Genomic DNA, 20,500 nt, shown 5'->3' with positions numbered 1-20,500 from the left:
TCGCCATTCTTGCAGCAAATCCAGCTTTTACGCCCCTATCCCCGCCACATCTTCGTTGTCATACCAGAAGAACACCAATCGATAGAGGAGACTATTCTTCCATGACCACCACCAACGAAATCGCCGACAAGATCGCGTCCGAACAGAACCTGACCAAGGTTCAGGCGAAGGCCATCGTCGAAAGCGTCTTCAAACAGATTGCGGACGCAGCCCAGGCTGGCACGGAAACATCCATCCCGTCCTTCGGCAAATTCAAGGTCAAGGAAACCCCGGAACGAGACGGACGCAATCCGGCGACGGGTGCTACGATCAAGATTGCGGCGTCTAAGAAGCTGACATTCACGCCAGGCAAGGCGGTAAAGGACGCGCTCAACGGCTGACGTCCCTGTGCTGCTGGTTCGGTGGCGTTTCCTTGACGTTTTTGAAAGAAGACGCCGCAGGTCGGGAGGCGATGGCGGGGTCAAGGATCGCGAACGCGACTCACGGAGCCGGGAGTGGAGAGCCGAAATGCGCTGGCATTTTGGGGGTACCGCTCTCCTTGATGCCGGCATTGGCTCCCGGCACCATGGGTCGATCTGATGGCACCAGAAAAGTCGGGAACGGGCTCGATACCCGCGACCGGTTTATCTGTCGCAAAGAGAAAGAGCCCCGCCTTGTCTAGCGGAGCTCCTCGGTGGAAGCTCAGGCCTCCCGCTTCGGTCGGTTCCAGATAAGGGCGTAGTCGCCTTCCTTCTCGCTCGGCCACAGGGCTGCGGTGATCGGGGCGTTGAAGCTTGGATCGTCCAGCTTGACCGAGATGTATTCCTCGCCGTCGTTGGAGACCGCCTTCCAGCCTGCACCGGAGCCGTTGCGGGATGACGATCGAGACGAAGTCGTCCTTCGGTCACACCAGATCCATCGAGGTCCGCGCAAGTGCGCCCAGTCCGGGACCGGATGGGTACAGTTGCGAAAAAAACATCGGCGAATTCAAGACCGATCCGCCACGGTATCGTCTTTGGCCTCGGGGCTCTTACCATGTCACGGCTGTGATCCTACCAGTCCCGTCGATGAGCTGATCGCAAGTCGGGCCGGTTTCTTTATGAAACTCCCGTGGCGGCCTTGCGGAGAAGGACAATAGACACGACAAAGCATCGAATCGGAATTTCTTGCGTTCCCTTTCATGCACATGGTTTCGCGCCAGACCAAAGTGACAATAACTCTATTAGGGGTAAACAATCTATTCTCGATGGTCTATAGGACGTTTCAACTCCAAGTCTTCTCTGTTCCGAGATATTAATGATCCTCTTTCATCATACTTCCGTTTCCCTCGCTGAGGGGATTTTGGCTTCTCAGCTCAACCTAGGTCACGTCAAGAGACGATCTGGAGAGCCGTTGCGCGATGTCGTTTGGCTGACAACCGATGAAAGCCACGAAGGTCATGGGCTGACGACAGGAGAACAACTCGATCCGGTTCATCGTCCGTATGTCGAAAAGGTAGAGCAAACGAAGCTCCGCCAGGGTCGTGTCTGGACGGCTGATAAGACGCGCATCAGAATTAAGGTCAAAATTCCGACTCGGGATCGCAAGCTTTACAACTACTCCGCCTGGTCCCGAAAAAATGACGGTCCGAAATTCGCGAAGCTCATGGGCCTTTCCTGCGTTCAGACCGTCGCCGGTCTGAACGCCTCGGAGCTGGAAAGAATGATGTCGATGACAGCAACGAAGGAAGAGACATGGTTTCTTTCGTTTCGGCCCATTGTTCCCGAGGAATTTGAAGAAGTATTATACCGGACCGAAGACGGCTACGTGCCTTATGACTTCGAACAACACGGCCGTCGCGAGCTTGAGGCGGTTGGAATTTACGCCGCAGACGAAAAAGCTCTCTCCGAATTGCGCGATCTTCTCGGTTCTCGGCACAGATATGACCGCGCCAGCGCCGTTGTGACCTGCGCCAATCTTGCAATGCCAGCAAACGTTGTCGTTCGCGGCGGAGGAATCAACGTGGCATTCAACCTCGTGACCCTTAGAGTGCTCGAAGGTAGTTCCGGTCGATATGGGGAAGAGATTGTCGCCTGGATCGAGCGGCATCTCAATGACCTAAACGAGGCTTGGGAGAAGAGCAGGACGCAGCTCATCAGCAATTCGTGAAATCTGGTCAACAGCGACCCGTTGCCGGTTCGCTTGGCGTTCTCTGTTTAATCGCTAATCATGGTGAGCAGTTGCGTCATCCCACAATCGCCACAGTCGTCACTCCGCAGTCGAAGTCGGTCAACCAGTCCGACGCTTTCCTTGCCAGCAAACACAATCAGCTCAACCTGTTCAACTCGCTCGATCATCTGGTTACCGATGAGAAGAAACTCAGCGACAGCGAACGTGGCGCAATCGAGCACCATATCGTAAATATTCGCGCGGCGATGGCCCGATTGTTATGGTCCAGGGAGATCTATGTCGGAACGTCTCTCCTGGATGAGCACGTTTTCGCCTGCGCCAAGCAAGGTGGTGGTGGTGTTCCGGCAAAAATCCTGAGCGGTCTCGCGTCGGCCGGGATCGAGCGCCCGGGGTTCGTACTTTACCCGTTGACCAGCTTCGGCATGAAGATGGAAACGCTGCCGTGGATGAATTCGGGACTAAAAAGCCACATCGTGTTTCGAACTCCGGGTTTGCGGTCAGCGCCCAGACCAATTCCGTTGCCCGGGCTTATGATCGACTGGTCGAGATGGCGCGTGGTTTGGGCATATGCCAGTGCATAGAGCGCAGCGGCATCGAGCATTTTTTTCATGCTGCGCAGTGGCTCAAAACCAACCCCTCGATGTTGGTCAGACTGACATCGCACACAGGGGATATGTATGAGAACCAGTTCGTTTACAGGCTCAATATCCGATCTGCTGCGTCGGCACTGTTGATGCTTCACGCGTTGTCGGTTAAGCGCGATGGCACCATCGACAAGTTCAGTTCGTCGGCACACGTCAACAACTGGGAAACACTCGATATTCGTCACTATCTGATCGGGGAGGGTCGGCCTTTGCCAGATGCTTCTGCAGCCTCCTCGCTCGGCTCTCAATCACCCGGCTACCGACCAGCGATCCCGTCCGCAACTTGCTCGGCGACACCTGATCAATTGCGAGTGCTCCTTAAGAGGATTGGCCTTTTCGTCCTCGATAATGCTTGCTATATTAAACGAAAGATTGGAGCAGACATGGCAAAAGTCGTCGTCAAAAAGCTTGGTGGCCCAAAGTCCGGAGTGCGTGGCAAGGCGGTCACGGAGAAACGAGTTCGCGATTCGAGTAGCGGGCAGTTCGTCACCGTGCGCACGATCGACGCGAAAAGCCAAACATTCGGACAAGATCTTACCTATGTATTTAGCAAGAATGTGGCCAAGGCGCGCCGTGACAACAAGGCTGTGACTGGCGTCGTCGATCGTGCTCCTGCAAAAGCTTGAACAGCCCGTCTTTCTGATCGTCGCTGGACCGAACGGATCCGGCAAGAGTAGCGTCTACGCAAATGCGGATCTCGAATTGGAAGGGCGGTCCGTATGGATTGTCAATCCGGATCTTCTAGCCGCCCGGATCAGTGAAGTGGAGAAGGAGCCACTTCCCGAAGCCAACTTGGTTGCAGTTCAGCGCATCGAAGCGTGGATCCAGTCATCCATAGCCGTTCATAAAACAATCGGTGTCGAGACCGTATTATCGACGGATAAGTATCGGCGTCTGGTTGAGGCAGCTGAAGCTTTGGGATTTGCCGTATGGCTTTTCTACACCGTTTTGGACAGCCCGGAGCGGTCGATCGAGCGTATCAAACTTCGTGTTGCGAAGGGTGGGCATGACGTGCCTGCCGATAAGGTGCGTGCACGCTACGTAAGATCTCTCGCTCAACTCCCTTGGTTTCTCGAACGAGCTGACAGAGCCTGGATTTGGGACAACAGCGGTGCAACGCCAAAGCTGATCGGCGAAAAACAGGATGGTATCATTACTCTTGACGAGAATGCCCTTAGCGTCATCTCGTCTGCTGTGCAATCTATCGCGACTGAGTGAATAGCGCGCCGCAGCCACGCGACTTTGTTGCAGCTTCCTTTCACTGAAAAGAGCCCCGCCTTTCGGCGGAGCTCCTCGGCGTGGATCAGGCCTCCCGCTTCGGGCGGTTCCAGATGAGGGCGTAGTCGCCTTCCTTCTCGCCCGGCCAAAGGGCTGCGGTGATCGGGGCGTTGAAGCTCGGGTCGTCCAGCTTGACCGAGATGTATTCCTCGCCGTCGTTGGAGACCACCTTCCAGCCGGCGCCGACCTCGACGCCGTTGCCGGCGGTGATGCGGAAGTCCGGAGCGTCGCGCGAGACGCGCTCGATGGGGTTCAGGCGGGCCTTCATGCTGACGGTGAGCGTGCGCACGTTGCCGATGATCGAGTTGTTGCCGTTGGTGGTGAATTCGCCGATGACTGCCATTGTCGTAACCTTTCCGGTTTGCTCGGGTCGCGCCCATCGCGTCCTCGATGACGGTGTTAAGACCGACGGCGATCGACGCCGCACCGCTGGCGGCCGGAACGAAGTGGAGGACGGCCGGGAGCGGCTTTCTTGGCCCGCGAGGAATGCGAACCTGTTCGCAGGGGAAGAAAGTTGCGTATGGCCGTTGCGGCCAAGGCGATCGAGACGAAGGCGTCCTTCGGTCACACCAGATCAATCGAGGTCTGCGTGGGTGTGGCCTGTCCGAACCGGATCGACCACGACATGCCGCGAGACCAATCGTTGAACTCACCACCAGCACGCCGCTGGCACAATCGTTTCGGGACCATGCTCACACCACGTCACGGCTGCAGACCTGCAGTTCCCTTCGACGCCATCGCCGATGGGTGCGTCTGCACTACCGACTGTTCGACAGCAGAGCCATCTTCGACTGGATGGTGTCTCCTCCCAACCGGCAAGGCCTCGGCTATGCTGCAATCGCACTCGCCCTCAGCGCCCCACACCCCAACGGCTGGTCAGCATGGAACATGTCCCCCGCTTCAGGAACTGACTGGGCCGGCGTCTTTCACGGCAGAGTTCCACCATATGGCGGTGCCTCTTCCGCTCCAAATGGAGCGGATCCGTCACCGCAGCGCCAGAAGGCTGCCCTAGACGCCACACATGCCTTCGCATTCGATGGGCCAGAGATCGAGTTGGCCATGATCGGCGGCCGTCGACAGGTCGGCTTCGTCAAGAGGAACACATGAGCGATGAAGATAAACTTCGCCACGGATGCGTCGAATGCCGGTCCGCAGTGCTCGATCGACTATCACCGCTTCTGCCCAGGCTTCCGGATCATGATCACGCATGTGGCGCCAGCGTCCTTTATCGTGAAACGGGCATCCGATGCAGGCCGATTTTGGGGGCGTCGGATAATCATGACGGCGCAACCAGGCCAGGCAATCGCGCCTGCTCATGCGCTGTTCGATCAACGGCCAACGATTGATCTGCCAGTCCTCGAATGAGGGTTTGATCCGGCTGACCTCGTCTGTCGAAATGCCAATCCACTGCTCCGCGACCGCATGATCAGGTGATCGCTTGCGCCTGAGGCCCGAACAATTCCGGGACCTTCCTCCGGATCGGCACGATCTTGTAATCCGCAGTGCAGGCCCTGCGCATCATGCCGATCGATACGGTCTCGCGCGATGTCGCGCGGGAACCGATCTGGACGAGTTCGCCGTCGTCGTCCTCATCGAGAACCGGTCGTGCGCTCCCGGCTGGCGTCACGGTTTTTGCAAAAGCCGGAATCGAAGCCCACCGTTTGCCGGCGACGGCGTCCATGAGATTGTCGCGAATATTGCCGGCCGACACCACATGGATCGGGAACGGAACGACATTCGGCGACATCAACCATTCAAGATGATCGTAGACGGCTTTTGGCTCCCAACCGGTATCGGCAAAGATCGCGCAATCGGGCATCGGCCCGATCTTACCATGCGCTGCCATCAGCGCCATGGTGGTGGACTGGACGCCGGCGCCGAGCGAAAGCGCCCGCAGCCGGATCGGCGAGGACGCGCCCTCCCCGGTAAAGTTCGACACCTGGAGCATCAGGCCGCCTCCTGTCCGGAGGCTGCCTGCGGCTGAAGGTCGTGCAGATAGGCGACAGCGCGCTGCGCATGCGCCGCCGCATTGAAGATCGCCCGCTTGTCAGAGCCGAGGATCTCGGCCCAACTCTGGATATAGGCGGCATGATCCGGGCGCGGCTCCAGCTCCGGCACGATACCCAGATCGGCGCAGATCATCGCTGCCCCAAGCTCCACCAGCATCTCTTCGAAGGCCCTCTCGCGGCGATCCTTGTGATAGCGGCTCAGGTCCCTGTTCAGCCGGGCAGGACCGCCCGCCCAATGGACATTATGCCGATATCGGCATAATGTCCATTATGCCGTAAGTCCGATTATGCCGCATGGCCAATTTTCAGCGCGGAGACTTTCCCATTCAGCCATGCGGCGGTTCGGCATAATCAGAGCGATTCAAGGAACGCGAGCAGTTCGTCGTTGGGTCGATACCGCCCTAGATGGGCCTCCGGTCTCGCGACCTGAGAAAGCGCCTTCTCCTTCAACCGCATGTCGGCGTGGATGTAGATCTGGGTCGTTTCCACGGATTCATGACCAAGCCAGAGCGCGATCACGGATTGGTCGACGCCGTGATGGAGCAGTTCCATCGCGGTGCTATGCCGCAAGGTGTGCGGTGTAACCCGTTTGCTTGCCAGGCTCGGGCATGCTCGGGATGCCGTGAGGCAATGCTTGCGCACCAGATGTTCCAATGCATCACGACTGAGCCGTTCGCCCCGGATCGAGGGGAACAGGGGACTGTCGCTGTCACTACGCTCCCCAATCCAACCCCGGATCAGCTTTGCCGTATCGCGACGGAGAGGCGTACTACGCTCCTTTCTCCCCTTGCCGATACAACGGATGTGGGCGCCGTCTCCCAAAACCACGTCCTTACAGCGCAGACCGATCAGCTCGGATGCCCGCAATCCGGTCTGAAGCGCAAGCAACAGCAGGGCGTAATCGCGGCGCCCCACCCACGTCGTCCGATCCGGCGCGGCCATGAGGGCTGCTATTTCGTCTGCGTCGAGGAACGTCACGCTTCGCTTGACGTATCGTTTGCTTGGCATCGAGAGAATGCGCTGGCAATGGAGAAGCCAGGTCGGATCGGTCATCGCAACGTATCGGAAGAATGAGCGGATTGCGGCAAGGCGCGTATTGCGGGTTCGTGCCGTGTTACCGCGCGCCGTCTCGACGTGGGTCAGGAAGTCGGCGACAAGATCGGCGTCAAGATCTTCGATCGTCAGCTTCGTGGGCGGCTTTCCACGCCGTGAGCCAGCGTAGCGTATCAGCAACCGGAATGTATCCCGGTAACCGGCGATGGTGTGGGGACTTGCCTCCATCTGTGTGCAGAGCCGGTCAGTGAAGAAGCGTTGGATCAGCGCGGGGAAACTGCTCGCCTTCATCGAATCCCCTCCGCTGCGCTTGCTATGCGGGCGGAAGCCAATTCCAGCAATTCCGGAACCGCCTCCAGGTACCAATAGGTATTGGCGGGGCTCGCGTGACCGAGCCAAGTCGTGAGTTTGATCATCTCGCGCCCGACATCCTGGCCGGAACGATACCAGTTTAGCAGCGTCCGAACCGCGAAGGTGTGACGAAGGTCGTGAATGCGTGGCCCGCGCCCATGGCGCTTGTAAGCCTGCCTCGGCCTCAAACCAATCTGTTGGCAGACCAGCGCGAAGTTGTAGCGGGCGCCGCAATCGCCGAGACGATGGCCATCGCACGTGACGAACATAGGCTCTGATCTGTGACCTAATAGCCGGTCCCGTTCACGCCCGTAGGTCTCCAGTTGGTGCACGACGGTTTGATCTAGGGGCAACATTCGTTCCTTGCCGAGCTTTCCGAAGCGAACACGAAGGACGCCGGATTCAACATCGAGATCGGTCTGGTCGAGACGCAAGGCTTTGTTAATCCGAAGTCCGGTCACGGCGATCAGGCCGAAGAGCGTCGAACAGGTGAGACCGCGCATGCCGTAGACTGATGGCAACGTGCGGGCATGCTCGATAATCGCAATGATTTCGGCGTCGCTGTAAATGTGTGGATGTACACGTTGGACATGAGCAGGCACTAATCCCTGGGGCGGAACCTCGTGCCGAGGATCCATGCCGTGTAGCCAGAGGGCAAATTGACGAGCCACCCGGAAGCGAGTGCCTCGTGTTCCTGCACTGGCGGATGACAGGCTTTCGAGCCAACACATGATCAATCTGGTATCGACGTACTCGGCACCATTGCTGTCGGCGAAGGCGGAGAAGCGACGCAATATGCGTTCGTCTGTACTCAGGTCGGCACCCAGCCGCCTTCTCATACTGATGTAACGGTGCTGTTCAGCAATGAAGCTCATTGTGCTGCCTCCGTGATCGGCCAAGGCTGGGCGATGGAGCGCAATCCATCCGTGTCGAGCTTCGCATAGATCATCGTTGTTGCACGCGATCGATGCCGCAACAGATCGCCGATCTCCTCCAGCGAGGCACCGGAGCGAACCAAGTTTGTCGCAAGGCTGTGGCGCAGGACATGCGATCCGACATATGGTGTTGGCGGCTTCACCCCGGTTGCCGCGAACGCCTCCCGCAAAATCGAGTTGATGATCTGGCTATCCTTGAACGGGCGGTTCGGCGCCCGATGGCTCACGAACAGTGTGCGGGTTGTCGTCGAAGTCCGCTCCTCCCGCAGATACCGGCTGATTGCCTGACCGACGTCGGGCGGGATTGGCAGCCGGTCGTGACGTTGACCTTTTCCGCGAACGAGAAGCTCTCCAGCTCGCCAGTCGATATCATCGAGCTGGATCGCCATGACCTCCGGAGCGCGGATACCGAGCCTCGCCATCAACAACAACATGGCGTAGTCGCGGGCGCCTCGCCGCGGATTGGTCGCGACCGATGCCAGAACGGCCTCCACTTCATCGGGCGACAGATATCTCGGAAGCCTCTCGCCCCAGGGCTTGTGCACCCTGGGCACGCAGAGCGATAGGTTGGCGGTAGTGAGACCTTGGGCGAACAGATACTGGAAGAAGCCGCGCAGATGCGTGGACAACGTCTTGTCGCGGTAGGGCGTCTTGCGCGCGATAACATGCTCCATAAACGCAACGACGTCGCGGGCGCCGAGCACAGCAAGATCGAGCCCACCGTCTCCAAAGCGATGAACCAGGAAGCGGGCGGCAAACCCCCGCACGTGTTTGACGGACCGCGGACTGAGGCCGCGCTGCCGCAGAAGGTAAAGCTCAAGGTTGCAGAGAAGCTCTTGGCGTTCGGCTTGCGCAGCAGTGAGTGGCGGTCGCGTCGCCACGCCGATTTCGATCAGGTGCTCGACGAACAGCGTGGCAAGGTTGGGAACCTTGATCTGGGATTTGGGTGACGTTGGCAATCGCCGTCCCAATTCGACGGCAATATCCGCCGTCAGCTCCGATGGCGCGATGCCCTCGACCTCCAGAAGTCTGCCAAAGCGTCGGAGGTGGTGACGATAGTTTTCGAGGGTCGCAGGTTTGTAGTTCCTGGCAGCAAAAGTCTGCTCGAATGACGCCAGGTAAGCGTCAAGGCAGGTGGTATGGCCGGATATTGACATTTTAGCGCTCCTTGTTGTTGGAGCGGCAATCTTCACGCCAAAGACACATCTGTTAAGCAGATCTTCGACAGCTTCCGACCCCTTTCGGACCGTTGACCAAAATGATAACTGCGAACTGAGCAGACATCTCCGGCGGCACACTCAATGAAGTTTGATAAGTTATTCATACCCTCAGCTGAGTCTGAAGCTCGATTGGAGATCGTCGCCGCGAAGCCCACTGGCAAAGGCCCGTTTCCAACGATTGTGTTCAACCACGGCTCGACCGGCAGGGGGCAGAATAGATCCCTCTATTCCAGAACGGTGGCTCCCGCGATTGTGGCAAACTACTTTGTCGAGCGGGGATGGTTGGCACTGTTCCCTCAACGTCGAGGAAGGGGAAAATCTGGCGGAGCCTATGGTGAAGGTCTTGCCCTAGACGGTTCCGGCTATTCCTGCGACGCAGAAATAGCCATAGCCGGCTTCGAGCGGGCCGTTGAGGACGTCGATGCGGTAGTCGACCATCTGCGCGGTCGATCTGACGTAAATCAGGAAAAGCTTGTCATCGGGGGCGTCTCACGCGGGGGTATCTTGGCCATCGCTTATGCTGGCATGAGGCCAAAGACGTTTCGCGGTTCCATCAATTTCAATGGAGGCTGGCTGGGAACAGGGTGCCCGTCACATGCATTGGTCAACCCACTGCTTTTCCAGCGGGGCGCATCCGCAGAAGTTTCAACTCTTTGGCTGCATGGCAGCTCAGATCAATACTACAGCATAGCACACTGTAGGGGGAACTTTGACAAGTTTCAGGCCGCGGGCGGACAGGGAAAATTTGTGGCGGCACCCATGGGCCACGCATTGATGTTCAAGCCAGCGCTTTGGACCGAGCACGTCGACCAATATTTGCAAGACGTGATGGTTTAAGTCGCAGTACCGGGGCAGCTTAACACCGGACAAGCTAGAACGCGCACTGTCGTCTTGTCACGCGATAGTCGCCACTCTTGACGGCTCTGATTATGCCGACCAGCTGCATGGCCAATTGGAGGAGCTTCCGCCCTGAAAATTGGCCATGCGGCATAATCGGACTTACGGCATAATGCAAGGTTTCGTGCGCTCTCGTCGCAACGAAAGAGGCCATGTCCCGGAATTGTTCGGGCCGCGGCAGCTGGATGTGGTCGGAGGCAGGAGAATAATAGGCCTTGTCGCCGCCGTAACGGACGACAACACCCGTGTTATCGAAGAAGCGATCGGCATGCTCGATACGCTCGAGCGGTTTCGCGATCGGTTCGGGGCGACTGTAATAATGATCTGCAAGGCCATCGATTTGATCGCAATTGAAAACTGTATAGGCCTTCAGGAAGGGAATATCGCGCTCGACCTCTCCGCCGCCCGCATCGGGTTCGGTCTTGGTGAAGCGGCTGGCATAGACGACGGTCGCGCCGCTCTCGCCCTTGCGCACGTGAGCGCCGAGTTCGTTTGCCTGGCGCAGCGTCATCCATGTTGACGACATGAAACCACTGGCGACGCTCTCCGACCACAGAAGCAGAACATTGAGGCCGGTGTAAGCTTGTCCGTTGTGACGAAGCGGCCGGCTCACCCGGCCCGATAGATTGGCCGCACTCCACGGCTGCACCCACGGGCGCACGCCCTTTTCCAGATCGGCGACGATCCTATCGGTGATGCGTGCATAAATGTCGGTCCGCGTGTTTGCTGCTTTCCTGCTCATTTCCAAACCTCCGTTTCAGGAGGCCGCGCCCATCGCGGCCCCGTTGCGGAGGGCCGAAAGCAGGAGCGATCGGGGCGAAGGCGCACCGGAACGGCCGGAACGCCAGTGGAGGACGGCGCAGCCGTTGCGGCTTGCCGCCGGCTCCTGCAGGACCGACGAACGGGACGGGGCAGCGATGTCGCCCCGCGTCTCTTCGTCTTTCTTCTGTATCCCCATTGAGCTTTACTCCAACGGCGACACAAAAAATGGCCGCCTCGGAGTGAGGCGGCCTCGTCCCGACGAAGGCGGAGCTGGATGCTCCGCCGGAGACGTCTCAGCCAAGAGCGTCCATCTGTGCTGCGGCCGCCTTGCGGTCGAGCGCCTGGCCGGGGTTGTCGACCGGCCGATCGAATGGCTTCCACGCTTCGCCGACAATCTGTTCGTAGGCTGCGACGGCGCCTTCAGCTGCCAGGCGGAGCGCGTGGGCCTGAATACCCATGTCGGCTGCGAACTCGCGCTTGCGCTGGGCGGCGCTGTCGTAACCGACGGGGCCATCGAGATCCTCGTCGCGAGCGTCCGACGCACCCTTGGCGGTCGCATCGCGTGCTTCGGTGACGGCCTTGCTGTAGAACTGGCCAGCGCCATGGGCCGATCCCACATAGGCGCCGACGATGCGCTGGAGATGGATCTGCATCGCCCGTTCGCCGAGGCCATCGGAGAGGCCGGTCGCGGTTTCGACGATAAGGCGCTCGTGCATGTCGCGGATGCCGTCGCTGTCGAGGATGGCCGTTCCGAAGCTTTCGGCGATCCGGAGCGCCTGCGCTTCGTCGGGGCATGTCAGGCGGACCATTTCGATCGTGGCGCCCTTGCGGAGCTGCACGACACGGGCGGCAGGGCGAGAAGCTTGACGGGAAGGGGTTGCGGGCTTTGCCATGATGGTTTCCTTTTCGGTTTGCCCGAAGGGTTCGGCCCCTTGGCCGTTCTGTCCTTCGGTGCGGTCGAAAAGAACCGGCGCAAGCCGGGCGGTTCAGGGTCCGGGCAGGCCAGAACGAGCGAAGCAGGTGGGCGGGCAAGCGGAACCCACGGTTCTGCGAAGCCCGCGTGCCTGTTTTGTCGAGAGCGGCATGACCGGCCGCCCCGCGGCGCGACAGCGGCCTTGAACCGGACGGGCGCTGGTTCAGACCGCCACGAAACCGAAGGACAGAACGGCAAAGGGGCTGATCCCGGATGCCGAAGCCGGAAAGGAGGTCATGCAAAACGCGCGCCAGGCCCGCGCCTGCAAGCTGGTCCTTCCATGCTGACGTCACTGCTGCTCCGCGTCGCCAGAATGGATCGCCGATATGCCCGATGTGCCTGTCAGAACACCCTGATTTGCTTGCGCCGGCTTTCCACGATAGACGCGCCTCTGGCGTTACGACCGACCAACAGTATTCGCGAAAGGAACACCGCAGATGAGCGATCATAGCGGCGACGATTATGTCTATGACGAAGCAACCGGCGAATGGCGTCCGGCATCCGAGATTTCCGCCGAAAAAGCAAAAGCCGCAGAAGTGCGCGACGCCTCCGGCAACGTGCTGGCCGATGGCGACTCCGTCGTGCTGATCAAGGACCTGAAGGTCAAAGGCGCCGGCCAGACCTTGAAGCAGGGCACGGTGATCCGCTCGATCCGGCTGACAGACGATCCGGAAGAGATTGACTGCCGGCATGACGCAATCAAAGGCCTGGTCCTGCGCACCGAGTTCGTGCGCAAGCGTTGATCAGGGCTGTGCCGATTGCTCAAGGTTTCGGCAGCCGATAGCGGTCCAGCCAGGTCGGGCCGTGCGTGTTGCGCAGCTTGCGAAGGATCTGGTCGTCATCGCAGCGCCCTTCGCCCATCCAGACGGTGTTGAGGATGCGCTTCCATGATCGGCCGTGCCTCGCTGCGTAATGCTGAAGCGCCTTTACCTCCTGATCCGTGAGAGACGGAAGCGGTTCATGGCGCTTCATGGTATCGTCTCCTGCAATGCCGCAATCGCGGACTGCTGCCGCATAAGCTTGCGCGCCAGAGCATCGATCTCTGGCTGGCGCTGCGCGGTGATCGCCGCAAGATTTGAGCGGTAGCGGGTGAGGAAGGCTTCGGGTTCAGGAGGCCTGCCGCGGCGATATCCGTATTTGCGCCGTCCAAGCGATGGGATCAGCGCGGTCATCCTGCGAATGATCTGGTGCTCGATCATGTCGAGCTGATGCCGCGTCTGCCGGCACGCTTCTTCCATGCGCCGCAATTCCGCCTGTCGATCGATGGACCGGTTCATGCCGCCGTCCTCCCCTTCCATGAGGCAAGGCTTGATGGGCCGTCGTAGGCTGCATGGCGCGCTTCATCGATGACGTAGCCGAAACGGCCTGCTTCGTATTCGGGTGACGGCACGAGAAATCGCCGTTCCTCGCCGCCATGATCGCGCCTGCCTGCTCGCGTGGCGATCACCTCGGTCATGCCTGGATGATGATCCGATCGAAGTGCCGAAATCACAATCCAGTCGCTGGCGTGGTCCAGCTTGAACGCGCGGCGATCCTTCACATGAGATTCGCCGTGAGCAAGCACATTCGCGAAAATCGCCTCCCACGCATCGGGCTCCCAGTTCTTTAGCGTCTCGCTGGCGCAACGCTTCTCGAAGCTGGTGAACAGTTCAGGGAAGGTGAGCGCCATGGCAGCCCAGGCGCAATCCTCCTCGTAGAACCCGTCGTCCGCCCGGAGCAGCGGATGGACAATGCGGTTTCGGTCGGCCGAGAGCCTGAAGCCGCCGTGGCTTGCAGTGGAGTGGAATTCGATCCCCTCGGCATAGGTTGTCGAGTGCTGGGCCGAACCCCATGGCGTATGCACATGGGGGGCGGTATTCCGACGTCCGAGCGCCTGTATTTCGCGCTGATGTTCGGCCTGTTCAAGGACGTGTGCACTAAACGCCGCCTCATCGGCGAGTTCGCCGCAATGGCCGTAGAAGTCTCCCCGTCGCCACTCGGGAAGCGGACGCCCAATCTTCCAGCCGGTGGCCAGATAATGCCGTCCGGAATGACCTGACAGCATGGCAAAGGCGTGATCGCCGACGCGGGCGACGGGGAACCCTTCGCAGGACAGACCAAAGGAAACCTCCGGAAATCCGGGGGTGCAGTCGGGCGTGTTCGTGTTGGGAAGATCGATCATGCGGCAGCCCTCCCTTCCACGACATCGGCGGCTATCTCATCCGCCGTGACGTCCTCGAGGACGGCGGACGGATAGCCATGGGTGGTCAGCCATTCCTGCGCAGCCTGCCGGCTCGTCGCGAGATGGACGAGGTCGGCGCTGTCGCCAGGGCGGTCGAAGACACGGCAACTGCCGACCGCCGGACGTTCGACGATGGTGAACATCAGGCTGGTTTCCAGCGAAAATGTGCGGTGGACGCGGATCGCAATAACACCGCCGCTGCCATAGTCGCCTTCGTGGAGCGTGAAGCTGGGCGGCAGGCTGATGTTGCCGGTGCCGCGCTCGTCCTGCTTGCGTATCAGCCGGCCTCTGCTGTTGTTGGTCTTCCATTATGCCGAGGTCGTAATTATGCCGAGTAGGTTTTGTCTTGGGGCGCGTTTCCTACGCTTAGAAGGCTGTACGATCGGCATAATATCATCCTCCCACAACCAATGGAGGATATGCATGTCAAAAGTATCGTTGTTCGATTATGAGCCTCACGTTGCCGCAACTTCGCTGTTGCCAGACGAGCTTATTGCGGAGTTCGTGGCGCCTTACGTCATGAGTTCCAATCACCTTCACAGAAACGCCTCACGACATTTGATTTGCTGGCTTGATCTCCACAAGATCGCCCTGGCTGACGTTACCAATGCGACATTGGAACGGTTCGGAAAGCATCGATGCCGGTGCCCTGGGTTCAAAGCCACTCCCAACAACCCTCGGCAATATATGTCGGTGGCGCGGATGTTCATTCATCTGCTTGAACAGCGAGGTGTGATTCCGTCGAGGAACCGGAACGATATTTCACAGTATTTAGGCCATTATGCCGCTGCACTGGCGGCAAAAGGCTACACTCCCAAGACCGTCAGGCCTATGGTTTTCAATGCACGGCACTTTGCTTACTGGACCGGCAACAATGGCGGTTGGGATCATGTGAACCGTGATACGATTGAGTTGTTCGCTCGGCACGATTGCTCATGCCCACGTGCCAAGAGCGGCCCCCTAAAACATGGCACTGTGGCGACTCGCCGCCGTGATGCTACCACGTTCGTCGCCCATCTCGTTGGCCAAGACATTGTAGCGTCGCCACCGCAACCCTCCAAGTTAGATGACAGGCTGGCGGCTTATTGCCATTGGTTGGCCACGGCCAGGGCGCTTTCCCCCAGAGGCATCGAAGACAAATTAAGGGAGGTGAAGCGGTGGTACGCTAAGATCTGTGGCGAAGAAGTAACGTGCTCGACTGAGGTACTACGTTCGATCCTGTTCGACCAGGCACACCGCTCGACTGGATCAATCGGTCGAACGATGAGCACCTTACGATCATTTGTCCGGTTCTTGATCGCTAAAGGCGAGTGTCCACCCGATCGACTTGCCGCACTGAATGTTGGGCCAACGATTCGCGCCAAGCAAGTCCCAAAGTACATCGATCGCGAGTCGATCGAACGCATCATCGGATCATGCGATACCTCGACGCGCAGAGGCATTCGCGACCGGGCTTTGATCCTGTTGCTGGCCAGGCTCGGCTTGCGCGCCGGCGACATCGCCACATTGCAACTCGATGATATCGATTGGGGCCAGGGCACAATCCGCGTATCCGGCAAGTCCAGGCGTGCGACCCGACTCCCTCTTCCCCAGGACGCCGGGGAGGCGATCCTGGCCTATATCGAACACGTTCGCCCAACTGTCCCAGACAAGCATCTCTTCTTGCGCATGAACGCGCCACATCGGTCGTTCGCTCATTCGAGTATCGTTGGGTGGGTCGTCACGAAGGCGATCAAGCGGGCTGGTCTGACCGGTATCCCTTCCGGATCGCACGTTTTCCGTCACTCGCTTGCCACCGCGATGCTGCGCGAGGGCTCCACTCTCGAGGCGATCGGTACGGTGCTCAGGCACAGGAAGCCGGATACGACCGCGATCTATGCGAAGCTGGATTTCAACAAGTTAGGTGAGGTGGCGCAGCCCTGGATTGGAGGTACGGCATGCTGATCGAGCACTTGGAGCGTTATGTTGACTACCGCCGCAAGCTCGGCGCCAAGTTCGAGACAGGCGAACATGCCCTCACCAGATTTGCGCGCTATGCCGATAATTTCGGCGATACGCACGTCACCACCGATCGGGTCCATGAATGGTGCAATCTCGCCTGTTCGCCCGATCGCGGTAGGACCATATACAATCACCTGCGTCGCTTCTCCACTTTTCTGCAAGCGGAGGACTCCCGGCACGCTGCGCTACCTAAGGGCGCGTTCGGATCGCGGAGGAACCCGAGACCGGCGCCACATCTGCTCCAGCCTGACCAGATCGAGGCGATTTTGTCGGCTGCTCTGACCTTATCGAACCGGACGATCGCTCCCTACACGTATCACTTCCTGCTCGGCCTGCTGGCCGTCACCGGCATGCGTGTATCGGAGGCGCTCGCTCTACAACGGTCAGACCTCACCTGCGACGGACTGCTGATTCGCCGAAGCAAGGGTGGCGGAAGCCGACTATTGCCGATCCATTCAACGACGCGCGAGGCGATTACCACCTATCTCGTCACGCGCAACCGGGCCTTTTCCATAAGCGACGATCTGTTCATCTGTTGCACAGGACGGGCGCCGACCAAGCAATCCGTCGGCAGGACGTTCAACAGCTTAACCCGTCAGCTTGGCATTCGTGGCCCGGTTGGCACTCCAGGGCCGCGATTGCATGATCTTCGGCACAGCTTTGCTGTCCGTTCGCTCGAGGCGTGCGCACACGATATCAACGCAGTCCGCCGCCACATGGTCGCGCTTCGCGATTATCTTGGGCACAGCAGCATTCTTTGCACCTATTGGTATCTCGAAGCCACGCCGGTTTTAATGCGCGCCATTGCTGCGGTAAATGAGGATCGCTTCCAGGGAGGTGTCCGGTGACCCCGCTCGCTTCTCATCTTACCGTATTTCTCGTCGATCATTTGCCGCGGCATCGCAATGCCAGCCCCCACACGGTCGCGACCTACGCCCACAGCTTCACATTGCTGGCCCGGTTCGCTGCGGCGCGGCGGCGATGCCGGCCAATCGATCTCCAGATCGAAGATCTCGATCCGGATCTGATACTGGCTTTTCTGGATCATGTGGAGACCGGTCGTCAGAACAGCGCCTCTACCCGCAATGTCCGTCTTGCCGCGATAAGATCCTTCTTTCGCTATATCGAGTACAAGATTCCTTCTTGCCTTGATCAGGTGCTGCGCATTCACGCACTGCCCCAAAAGCGGACCGACATGCGGCTGGTCGATACCCTGACCATCGATGAGGTGAAGGCGCTGCTCGCCGCTCCCGACAGCCGTAGCTTTGGTGGGCTTCGCGATCGAGCGATGCTTCACATGGCCTATGCATGCGGACTGCGAGCATCGGAGCTTCTTTCCATAGAGATGACCGCGTTCCCTCCCGGCTCGCTGGCAACAGTCCGCATTCGTGGAAAGGGACGGCGCGAGCGTGTCCTGCCCTTGTGGCGTGAGACGCAGCAGGCAGTACGAGGCTGGATTGGCGCTCGCGGCAATACCAGCGAGCAGACCCTGCTCCTAAATCGGCTTGGCGAGCCGCTTAGCCGCGACGGTCTCGCATTGGTAGTAGAGAAGCATGCTCGTCAGGCGGCGATAGCGTGTCCATCACTCCTGTCAAAGCGGGTGACACCGCATGTCCTTCGCCACAGCTGTGCCGCTCATACATTGGCGGCTACCGGCGACATTCGGAAGGTCTCGCTATGGCTTGGGCACGCGTCGCTTCGGAGCACCGAAATCTATCTACGCTCCGATGCGGCCGAGAAGCTTGCCATTCTCGCCGCCCATGCACCGCCGGGTGTGAAGCCTGGCCGGTTCCAACCGCCTTCGGACAAGCTGCTCGCCATGCTCGCGACCGCCAGCAACGGCACCTGACGGCTGAACAGATCGATATTATGCCGAGCATTTTGGACCACAACCCATGCCCTGACGTCGCAGCTCATAAGATGCTCGGCATAATTACGACCTCGGCATAATGGGAATTATGCTGACGTCAGCATAACTTCCACGCGGAGAGCTTTTTGCGATGGCGCTCCGGCGGGCGCGGCTGGCCGTTGGACCACGCCAGAACGGTACCGATCGGCGCCAGGAATGCGAGATGTGCGGACATGTTGATCTCCTTGATCTTTAGGGCAGGAAACGAAGCCGCCGCCGGTGGAAATCACCGGCGGCGGACAACCATTCGGAAGGGGAAGGAGGGACGCGGCTACTCCGCGGCGATCCCGTAAGCATCCTGCTCTTCGTCAGGATCGACGGCTTCGGGAGCGTCGTCGGCGCTGCCCGGAAGATCGGCCTCGTCTTCGGGGGTGGCGAGGGCTTCTTCTCCATCAAGGGCGGGCTCATCGACGTCTGCTTCTTCCGCGCTGTCGTCGTCATCGAGAACCTCGCCACTCTTGATGAGATCCACGATGTCCTGCGGATCGGGCGCGAAGAGTGCGGCCGTGTGAACGAAGCGCTCTTGCCTGAAATGATCAACGAGAGCCGCACGGGTCTCCCGCACCTTCTGGCGCGGAAGTACGTTCGCATCCTTCGCCGCTGCTTCCATCGCCTGACGAGACAGGCACAGCAGAAAGTCCTCCGAGCCCATGTTCGGCAGGAAGTTGTCGGCGCCGATCGCGTCACCTGCGATCCGGGAGATCACGCCGCTGTTGGACATACCCCGCCGGCACGACAGCACATCGATCAGCATCGAACGCGCGGCCACGCGCAATGTCTCCCCGTCGAAGGCGAGCCTGCCGTCTTCGCCGATCAGCCGGGCGGCGTGGCGCTTGAAGCGCTTCGACCCGAACACGGTATCGGTCGCGCCGGAATCCACGCGGACGTTCAGGCCGGCGAACGCAAGCACGAGCAGGGCCATCAGCATGTCGTCCTCGATCGGGGCGCGTCCAAGCGCCTCATGCAGGGCGTCGGTGCGGAAGTCGCCGATCATGTCCTGCCCCTTCTGAGTCACATCGGGGCGCGGTTTCGGCGCGTCGACGATTGCATCATCGGCTTCGGCCAGAGCGCCCATCGTGGACGAACCGCCCTTCTTCGTTTTCTTGTCCTCCGGCATCCGGTACCCGACTGACTGCACCTTGCCGTCACGGTCGAGATACATCCCGACGTGATCGGACTTGGACGGCTTGCCGTAAACACGCTCCGCTTTCTTCGGCAGTTCCGGCTGGCCCCAGTTGTTGACCTCGATGATCGACCCCTTCTTGGGAAGGTTGTTCGTCATCCATTCCTGCTGGGCGCCGAGAAACGCTTCCGCGTTGGTGGTGTAGCGGCTGTCCTGGTCGGCCGGAGCGAACAGATCCTCGACCCATTCGATGCCATAGGCAGCGGCGAGATCATCCCCGAAGCTCGCATCCTTGGCGAACATGCGGGTCTTGGAGAGTGCTCGAGAGATGTTGTACCAGTCGGCCCGCTCGGACTTCTTCGGCTTGTGAGCTTTCCAGACTTGCCTCTGCTCGTCGAGCGAGGCTGCGGCAATGGTGCGGAGCTGCTGCTCGTTCGGCATGTCGCCGAGCGCCATATGGTCGAGCATGGCAGGCAGCACGTTGGCCAGGAGCCTGAGCTTCCTGATCTGGCGGACCGGCAATGCGAGCGCCACGCCGATCGCTTCCTCGGTCCAGCCGAGCGCAACCAGGCGTTCGATGCCGCGCCATTGGTCGACGGGGTTGAGCGGCTCGCGGGCGATGTTTTCCACCATCGAGCGCATCGCGCCATTGTCGTTGGCCGCTGCGACGACGAGGACGGTGATTTCCTCCAGTCCCGCTGCGATCGCCTGCTTCACGCGGCGGTGTCCGGCCTGGATGATGTAGCCATTGCCACCGTCGACTTCCGGCGAGATGACCGGCGGCTGGATGATGCCGACCGCTTTCACTGTCGCAAGCAACAGCGCGTCGGATTGTTGCGAGGATTTCGAGCGACGCGTGTCATCGGGATTGTCTTTCAGCGCACGGGGATCGAGTTTGAGGATTTGCATGAGATTGGCTCCTTCCGGGATTGATGGGCCAGCGCCTTGCCAGCCCTCTTCCGTCTTCAGTTCTTTC

The 20,500-nt window shown here is 59.6% G+C and carries 19 protein-coding genes and 6 pseudogenes; 9 read left to right on the top strand and 16 right to left on the bottom strand.

The features are described from left to right. Positions 1-101: 101 nt before the first annotated feature. The gene (locus FS819_RS27775; protein ID WP_060716553.1) at positions 102-380 is read left to right on the top strand and encodes an HU family DNA-binding protein; all 279 of its coding nucleotides are present in this window, start codon (positions 102-104) and stop codon (positions 378-380) included. Positions 381-681: 301 nt separating this feature from the next. Here the strand turns inward: FS819_RS27775 and FS819_RS27770 are convergent. Then, positions 682-840 (bottom strand): annotated as a pseudogene (locus FS819_RS27770) (DUF736 domain-containing protein); the annotation flags it as partial. Between the two features lie 531 nt (positions 841-1,371). On the opposite strand from FS819_RS27770, the gene FS819_RS27765 reads away from it, so the two are divergent. From FS819_RS27765 to FS819_RS27755, 3 genes and pseudogenes are all read left to right on the top strand, one after another. Next, a complete protein-coding gene (locus FS819_RS27765) occupies positions 1,372-2,127 on the top strand; it encodes a DUF4160 domain-containing protein (protein WP_234614006.1) in 756 nt (251 codons plus the stop codon). A 71-nt stretch (positions 2,128-2,198) separates the two neighbouring features. Further along, positions 2,199-3,004: pseudogene (locus tag FS819_RS27760) on the top strand (hypothetical protein); the annotation flags it as partial. A gap of 394 nt (positions 3,005-3,398) precedes the next feature. Then, on the top strand, positions 3,399-4,010 hold the full coding sequence (locus tag FS819_RS27755; protein WP_060716550.1) for an ATPase: 612 nt from the start codon (positions 3,399-3,401) through the stop codon (positions 4,008-4,010). A gap of 85 nt (positions 4,011-4,095) precedes the next feature. On the opposite strand, the gene FS819_RS27750 is transcribed toward FS819_RS27755, so the two are convergent. The 7 genes and pseudogenes from FS819_RS27750 to FS819_RS27720 form a co-directional block, all read right to left on the bottom strand. Further along, entirely contained in the window at positions 4,096-4,413 is a 318-nt protein-coding gene (locus FS819_RS27750; RefSeq protein ID WP_060716549.1) for a DUF736 domain-containing protein, read from the bottom strand. Between the two features lie 221 nt (positions 4,414-4,634). Next, positions 4,635-4,760: a hypothetical protein gene (locus FS819_RS27745; RefSeq protein ID WP_267967336.1), complete on the bottom strand. Its 126-nt coding sequence runs from the start codon at positions 4,758-4,760 to the stop codon at positions 4,635-4,637. A 318-nt stretch (positions 4,761-5,078) separates the two neighbouring features. Further along, positions 5,079-6,018, bottom strand: a pseudogene (locus FS819_RS27740) (hypothetical protein). Continuing rightward, positions 6,018-6,320, bottom strand: a pseudogene (locus tag FS819_RS27735) (zincin-like metallopeptidase domain-containing protein); the annotation flags it as partial. The pseudogenes FS819_RS27735 and FS819_RS27740, both read right to left, overlap by 1 nt. A 110-nt stretch (positions 6,321-6,430) precedes the next feature. Next, the gene (locus FS819_RS27730; RefSeq protein WP_060716547.1) at positions 6,431-7,423 is read right to left on the bottom strand and encodes a tyrosine-type recombinase/integrase; all 993 of its coding nucleotides are present in this window, start codon (positions 7,421-7,423) and stop codon (positions 6,431-6,433) included. Then, complete coding sequence (locus FS819_RS27725) at positions 7,420-8,358, bottom strand: tyrosine-type recombinase/integrase (protein ID WP_156550899.1); 939 nt, start codon at positions 8,356-8,358, stop codon at positions 7,420-7,422. The genes FS819_RS27730 and FS819_RS27725 overlap by 4 nt, the downstream gene beginning before the upstream one ends. Next, a complete protein-coding gene (locus FS819_RS27720; protein WP_070167488.1) occupies positions 8,355-9,575 on the bottom strand; it encodes a site-specific integrase in 1,221 nt (406 codons plus the stop codon). The genes FS819_RS27725 and FS819_RS27720 overlap by 4 nt, the downstream gene beginning before the upstream one ends. 144 nt (positions 9,576-9,719) lie before the next feature. On the opposite strand from FS819_RS27720, the gene FS819_RS27715 reads away from it, so the two are divergent. Further along, on the top strand, positions 9,720-10,475 hold the full coding sequence (locus FS819_RS27715; RefSeq protein WP_070167489.1) for a dienelactone hydrolase family protein: 756 nt from the start codon (positions 9,720-9,722) through the stop codon (positions 10,473-10,475). 34 nt (positions 10,476-10,509) lie between these two features. Here FS819_RS27715 and FS819_RS27710 read toward each other — a convergent pair whose 3' ends face one another. Further along, positions 10,510-11,277, bottom strand: a complete 768-nt coding sequence (locus FS819_RS27710; protein WP_234624941.1) for an ArdC family protein — start codon at positions 11,275-11,277, stop codon at positions 10,510-10,512. Between the two features lie 313 nt (positions 11,278-11,590). Next, on the bottom strand, positions 11,591-12,190 hold the full coding sequence (locus FS819_RS27705) for a hypothetical protein (protein ID WP_071205634.1): 600 nt from the start codon (positions 12,188-12,190) through the stop codon (positions 11,591-11,593). Positions 12,191-12,707: 517 nt separating this feature from the next. Here FS819_RS27705 and FS819_RS27700 point away from each other — a divergent pair. After that, positions 12,708-13,013: an alkylphosphonate utilization protein gene (locus FS819_RS27700; RefSeq protein ID WP_070167492.1), complete on the top strand. Its 306-nt coding sequence runs from the start codon at positions 12,708-12,710 to the stop codon at positions 13,011-13,013. Positions 13,014-13,032: 19 nt separating this feature from the next. Here the strand turns inward: FS819_RS27700 and FS819_RS27695 are convergent, their stop codons facing one another. The 4 genes and pseudogenes from FS819_RS27695 to FS819_RS27680 all read right to left on the bottom strand — a co-directional run. Beyond that, complete coding sequence (locus FS819_RS27695; RefSeq protein WP_070167493.1) at positions 13,033-13,242, bottom strand: hypothetical protein; 210 nt, start codon at positions 13,240-13,242, stop codon at positions 13,033-13,035. Next, positions 13,239-13,547 carry a hypothetical protein gene (locus FS819_RS27690; protein ID WP_070167551.1) on the bottom strand — a complete coding sequence of 103 codons (309 nt, stop codon included), beginning with the start codon at positions 13,545-13,547 and terminating at the stop codon, positions 13,239-13,241. Before FS819_RS27690 ends, FS819_RS27695 begins: the two co-directional genes overlap by 4 nt. Next, a complete protein-coding gene (locus tag FS819_RS27685) occupies positions 13,544-14,431 on the bottom strand; it encodes a DUF7007 domain-containing protein (RefSeq protein ID WP_156538734.1) in 888 nt (295 codons plus the stop codon). The genes FS819_RS27690 and FS819_RS27685 overlap by 4 nt, the downstream gene beginning before the upstream one ends. Next, positions 14,428-14,799, bottom strand: a pseudogene (locus FS819_RS27680) (UCP036055 family protein); the annotation flags it as partial. The pseudogene FS819_RS27680 and the gene FS819_RS27685, both read right to left, overlap by 4 nt. Before the next feature lie 115 nt (positions 14,800-14,914). Here FS819_RS27680 and FS819_RS27675 point away from each other — a divergent pair. Genes FS819_RS27675 through FS819_RS27665 form a run of 3 tightly spaced genes read left to right on the top strand, consistent with a single transcriptional unit; the run spans position 14,915 to position 18,341 of the window. Beyond that, positions 14,915-16,435, top strand: a complete 1,521-nt coding sequence (locus FS819_RS27675; RefSeq protein ID WP_194415682.1) for a tyrosine-type recombinase/integrase — start codon at positions 14,915-14,917, stop codon at positions 16,433-16,435. Then, positions 16,429-17,340 (top strand): tyrosine-type recombinase/integrase, encoded by a 912-nt coding sequence (locus FS819_RS27670; RefSeq protein ID WP_156538732.1) that lies wholly within the window; start codon positions 16,429-16,431, stop codon positions 17,338-17,340. Before FS819_RS27675 ends, FS819_RS27670 begins: the two co-directional genes overlap by 7 nt. Next, the gene (locus tag FS819_RS27665; RefSeq protein WP_234624940.1) at positions 17,337-18,341 is read left to right on the top strand and encodes a tyrosine-type recombinase/integrase; all 1,005 of its coding nucleotides are present in this window, start codon (positions 17,337-17,339) and stop codon (positions 18,339-18,341) included. The genes FS819_RS27670 and FS819_RS27665 overlap by 4 nt, the downstream gene beginning before the upstream one ends. A 127-nt stretch (positions 18,342-18,468) precedes the next feature. Here FS819_RS27665 and FS819_RS27660 read toward each other — a convergent pair. Both FS819_RS27660 and FS819_RS27655 read right to left on the bottom strand, forming a co-directional pair. Further along, positions 18,469-18,576, bottom strand: a pseudogene (locus tag FS819_RS27660) (UCP036055 family protein); the annotation flags it as partial. Positions 18,577-18,672: 96 nt separating this feature from the next. Then, entirely contained in the window at positions 18,673-20,433 is a 1,761-nt protein-coding gene (locus tag FS819_RS27655) for a ParB N-terminal domain-containing protein (protein ID WP_114386962.1), read from the bottom strand. Positions 20,434-20,500: the final 67 nt, after the last annotated feature.

It is taken from the genome of Allorhizobium sp. Av2, from assembly GCF_021462805.2.
Classification (GTDB): domain Bacteria; phylum Pseudomonadota; class Alphaproteobacteria; order Rhizobiales; family Rhizobiaceae; genus Allorhizobium; species Allorhizobium vitis_G.
Note: the sequence above shows the minus strand (reverse complement) of the source record. Positions and strands in the feature narration are given on the sequence as shown.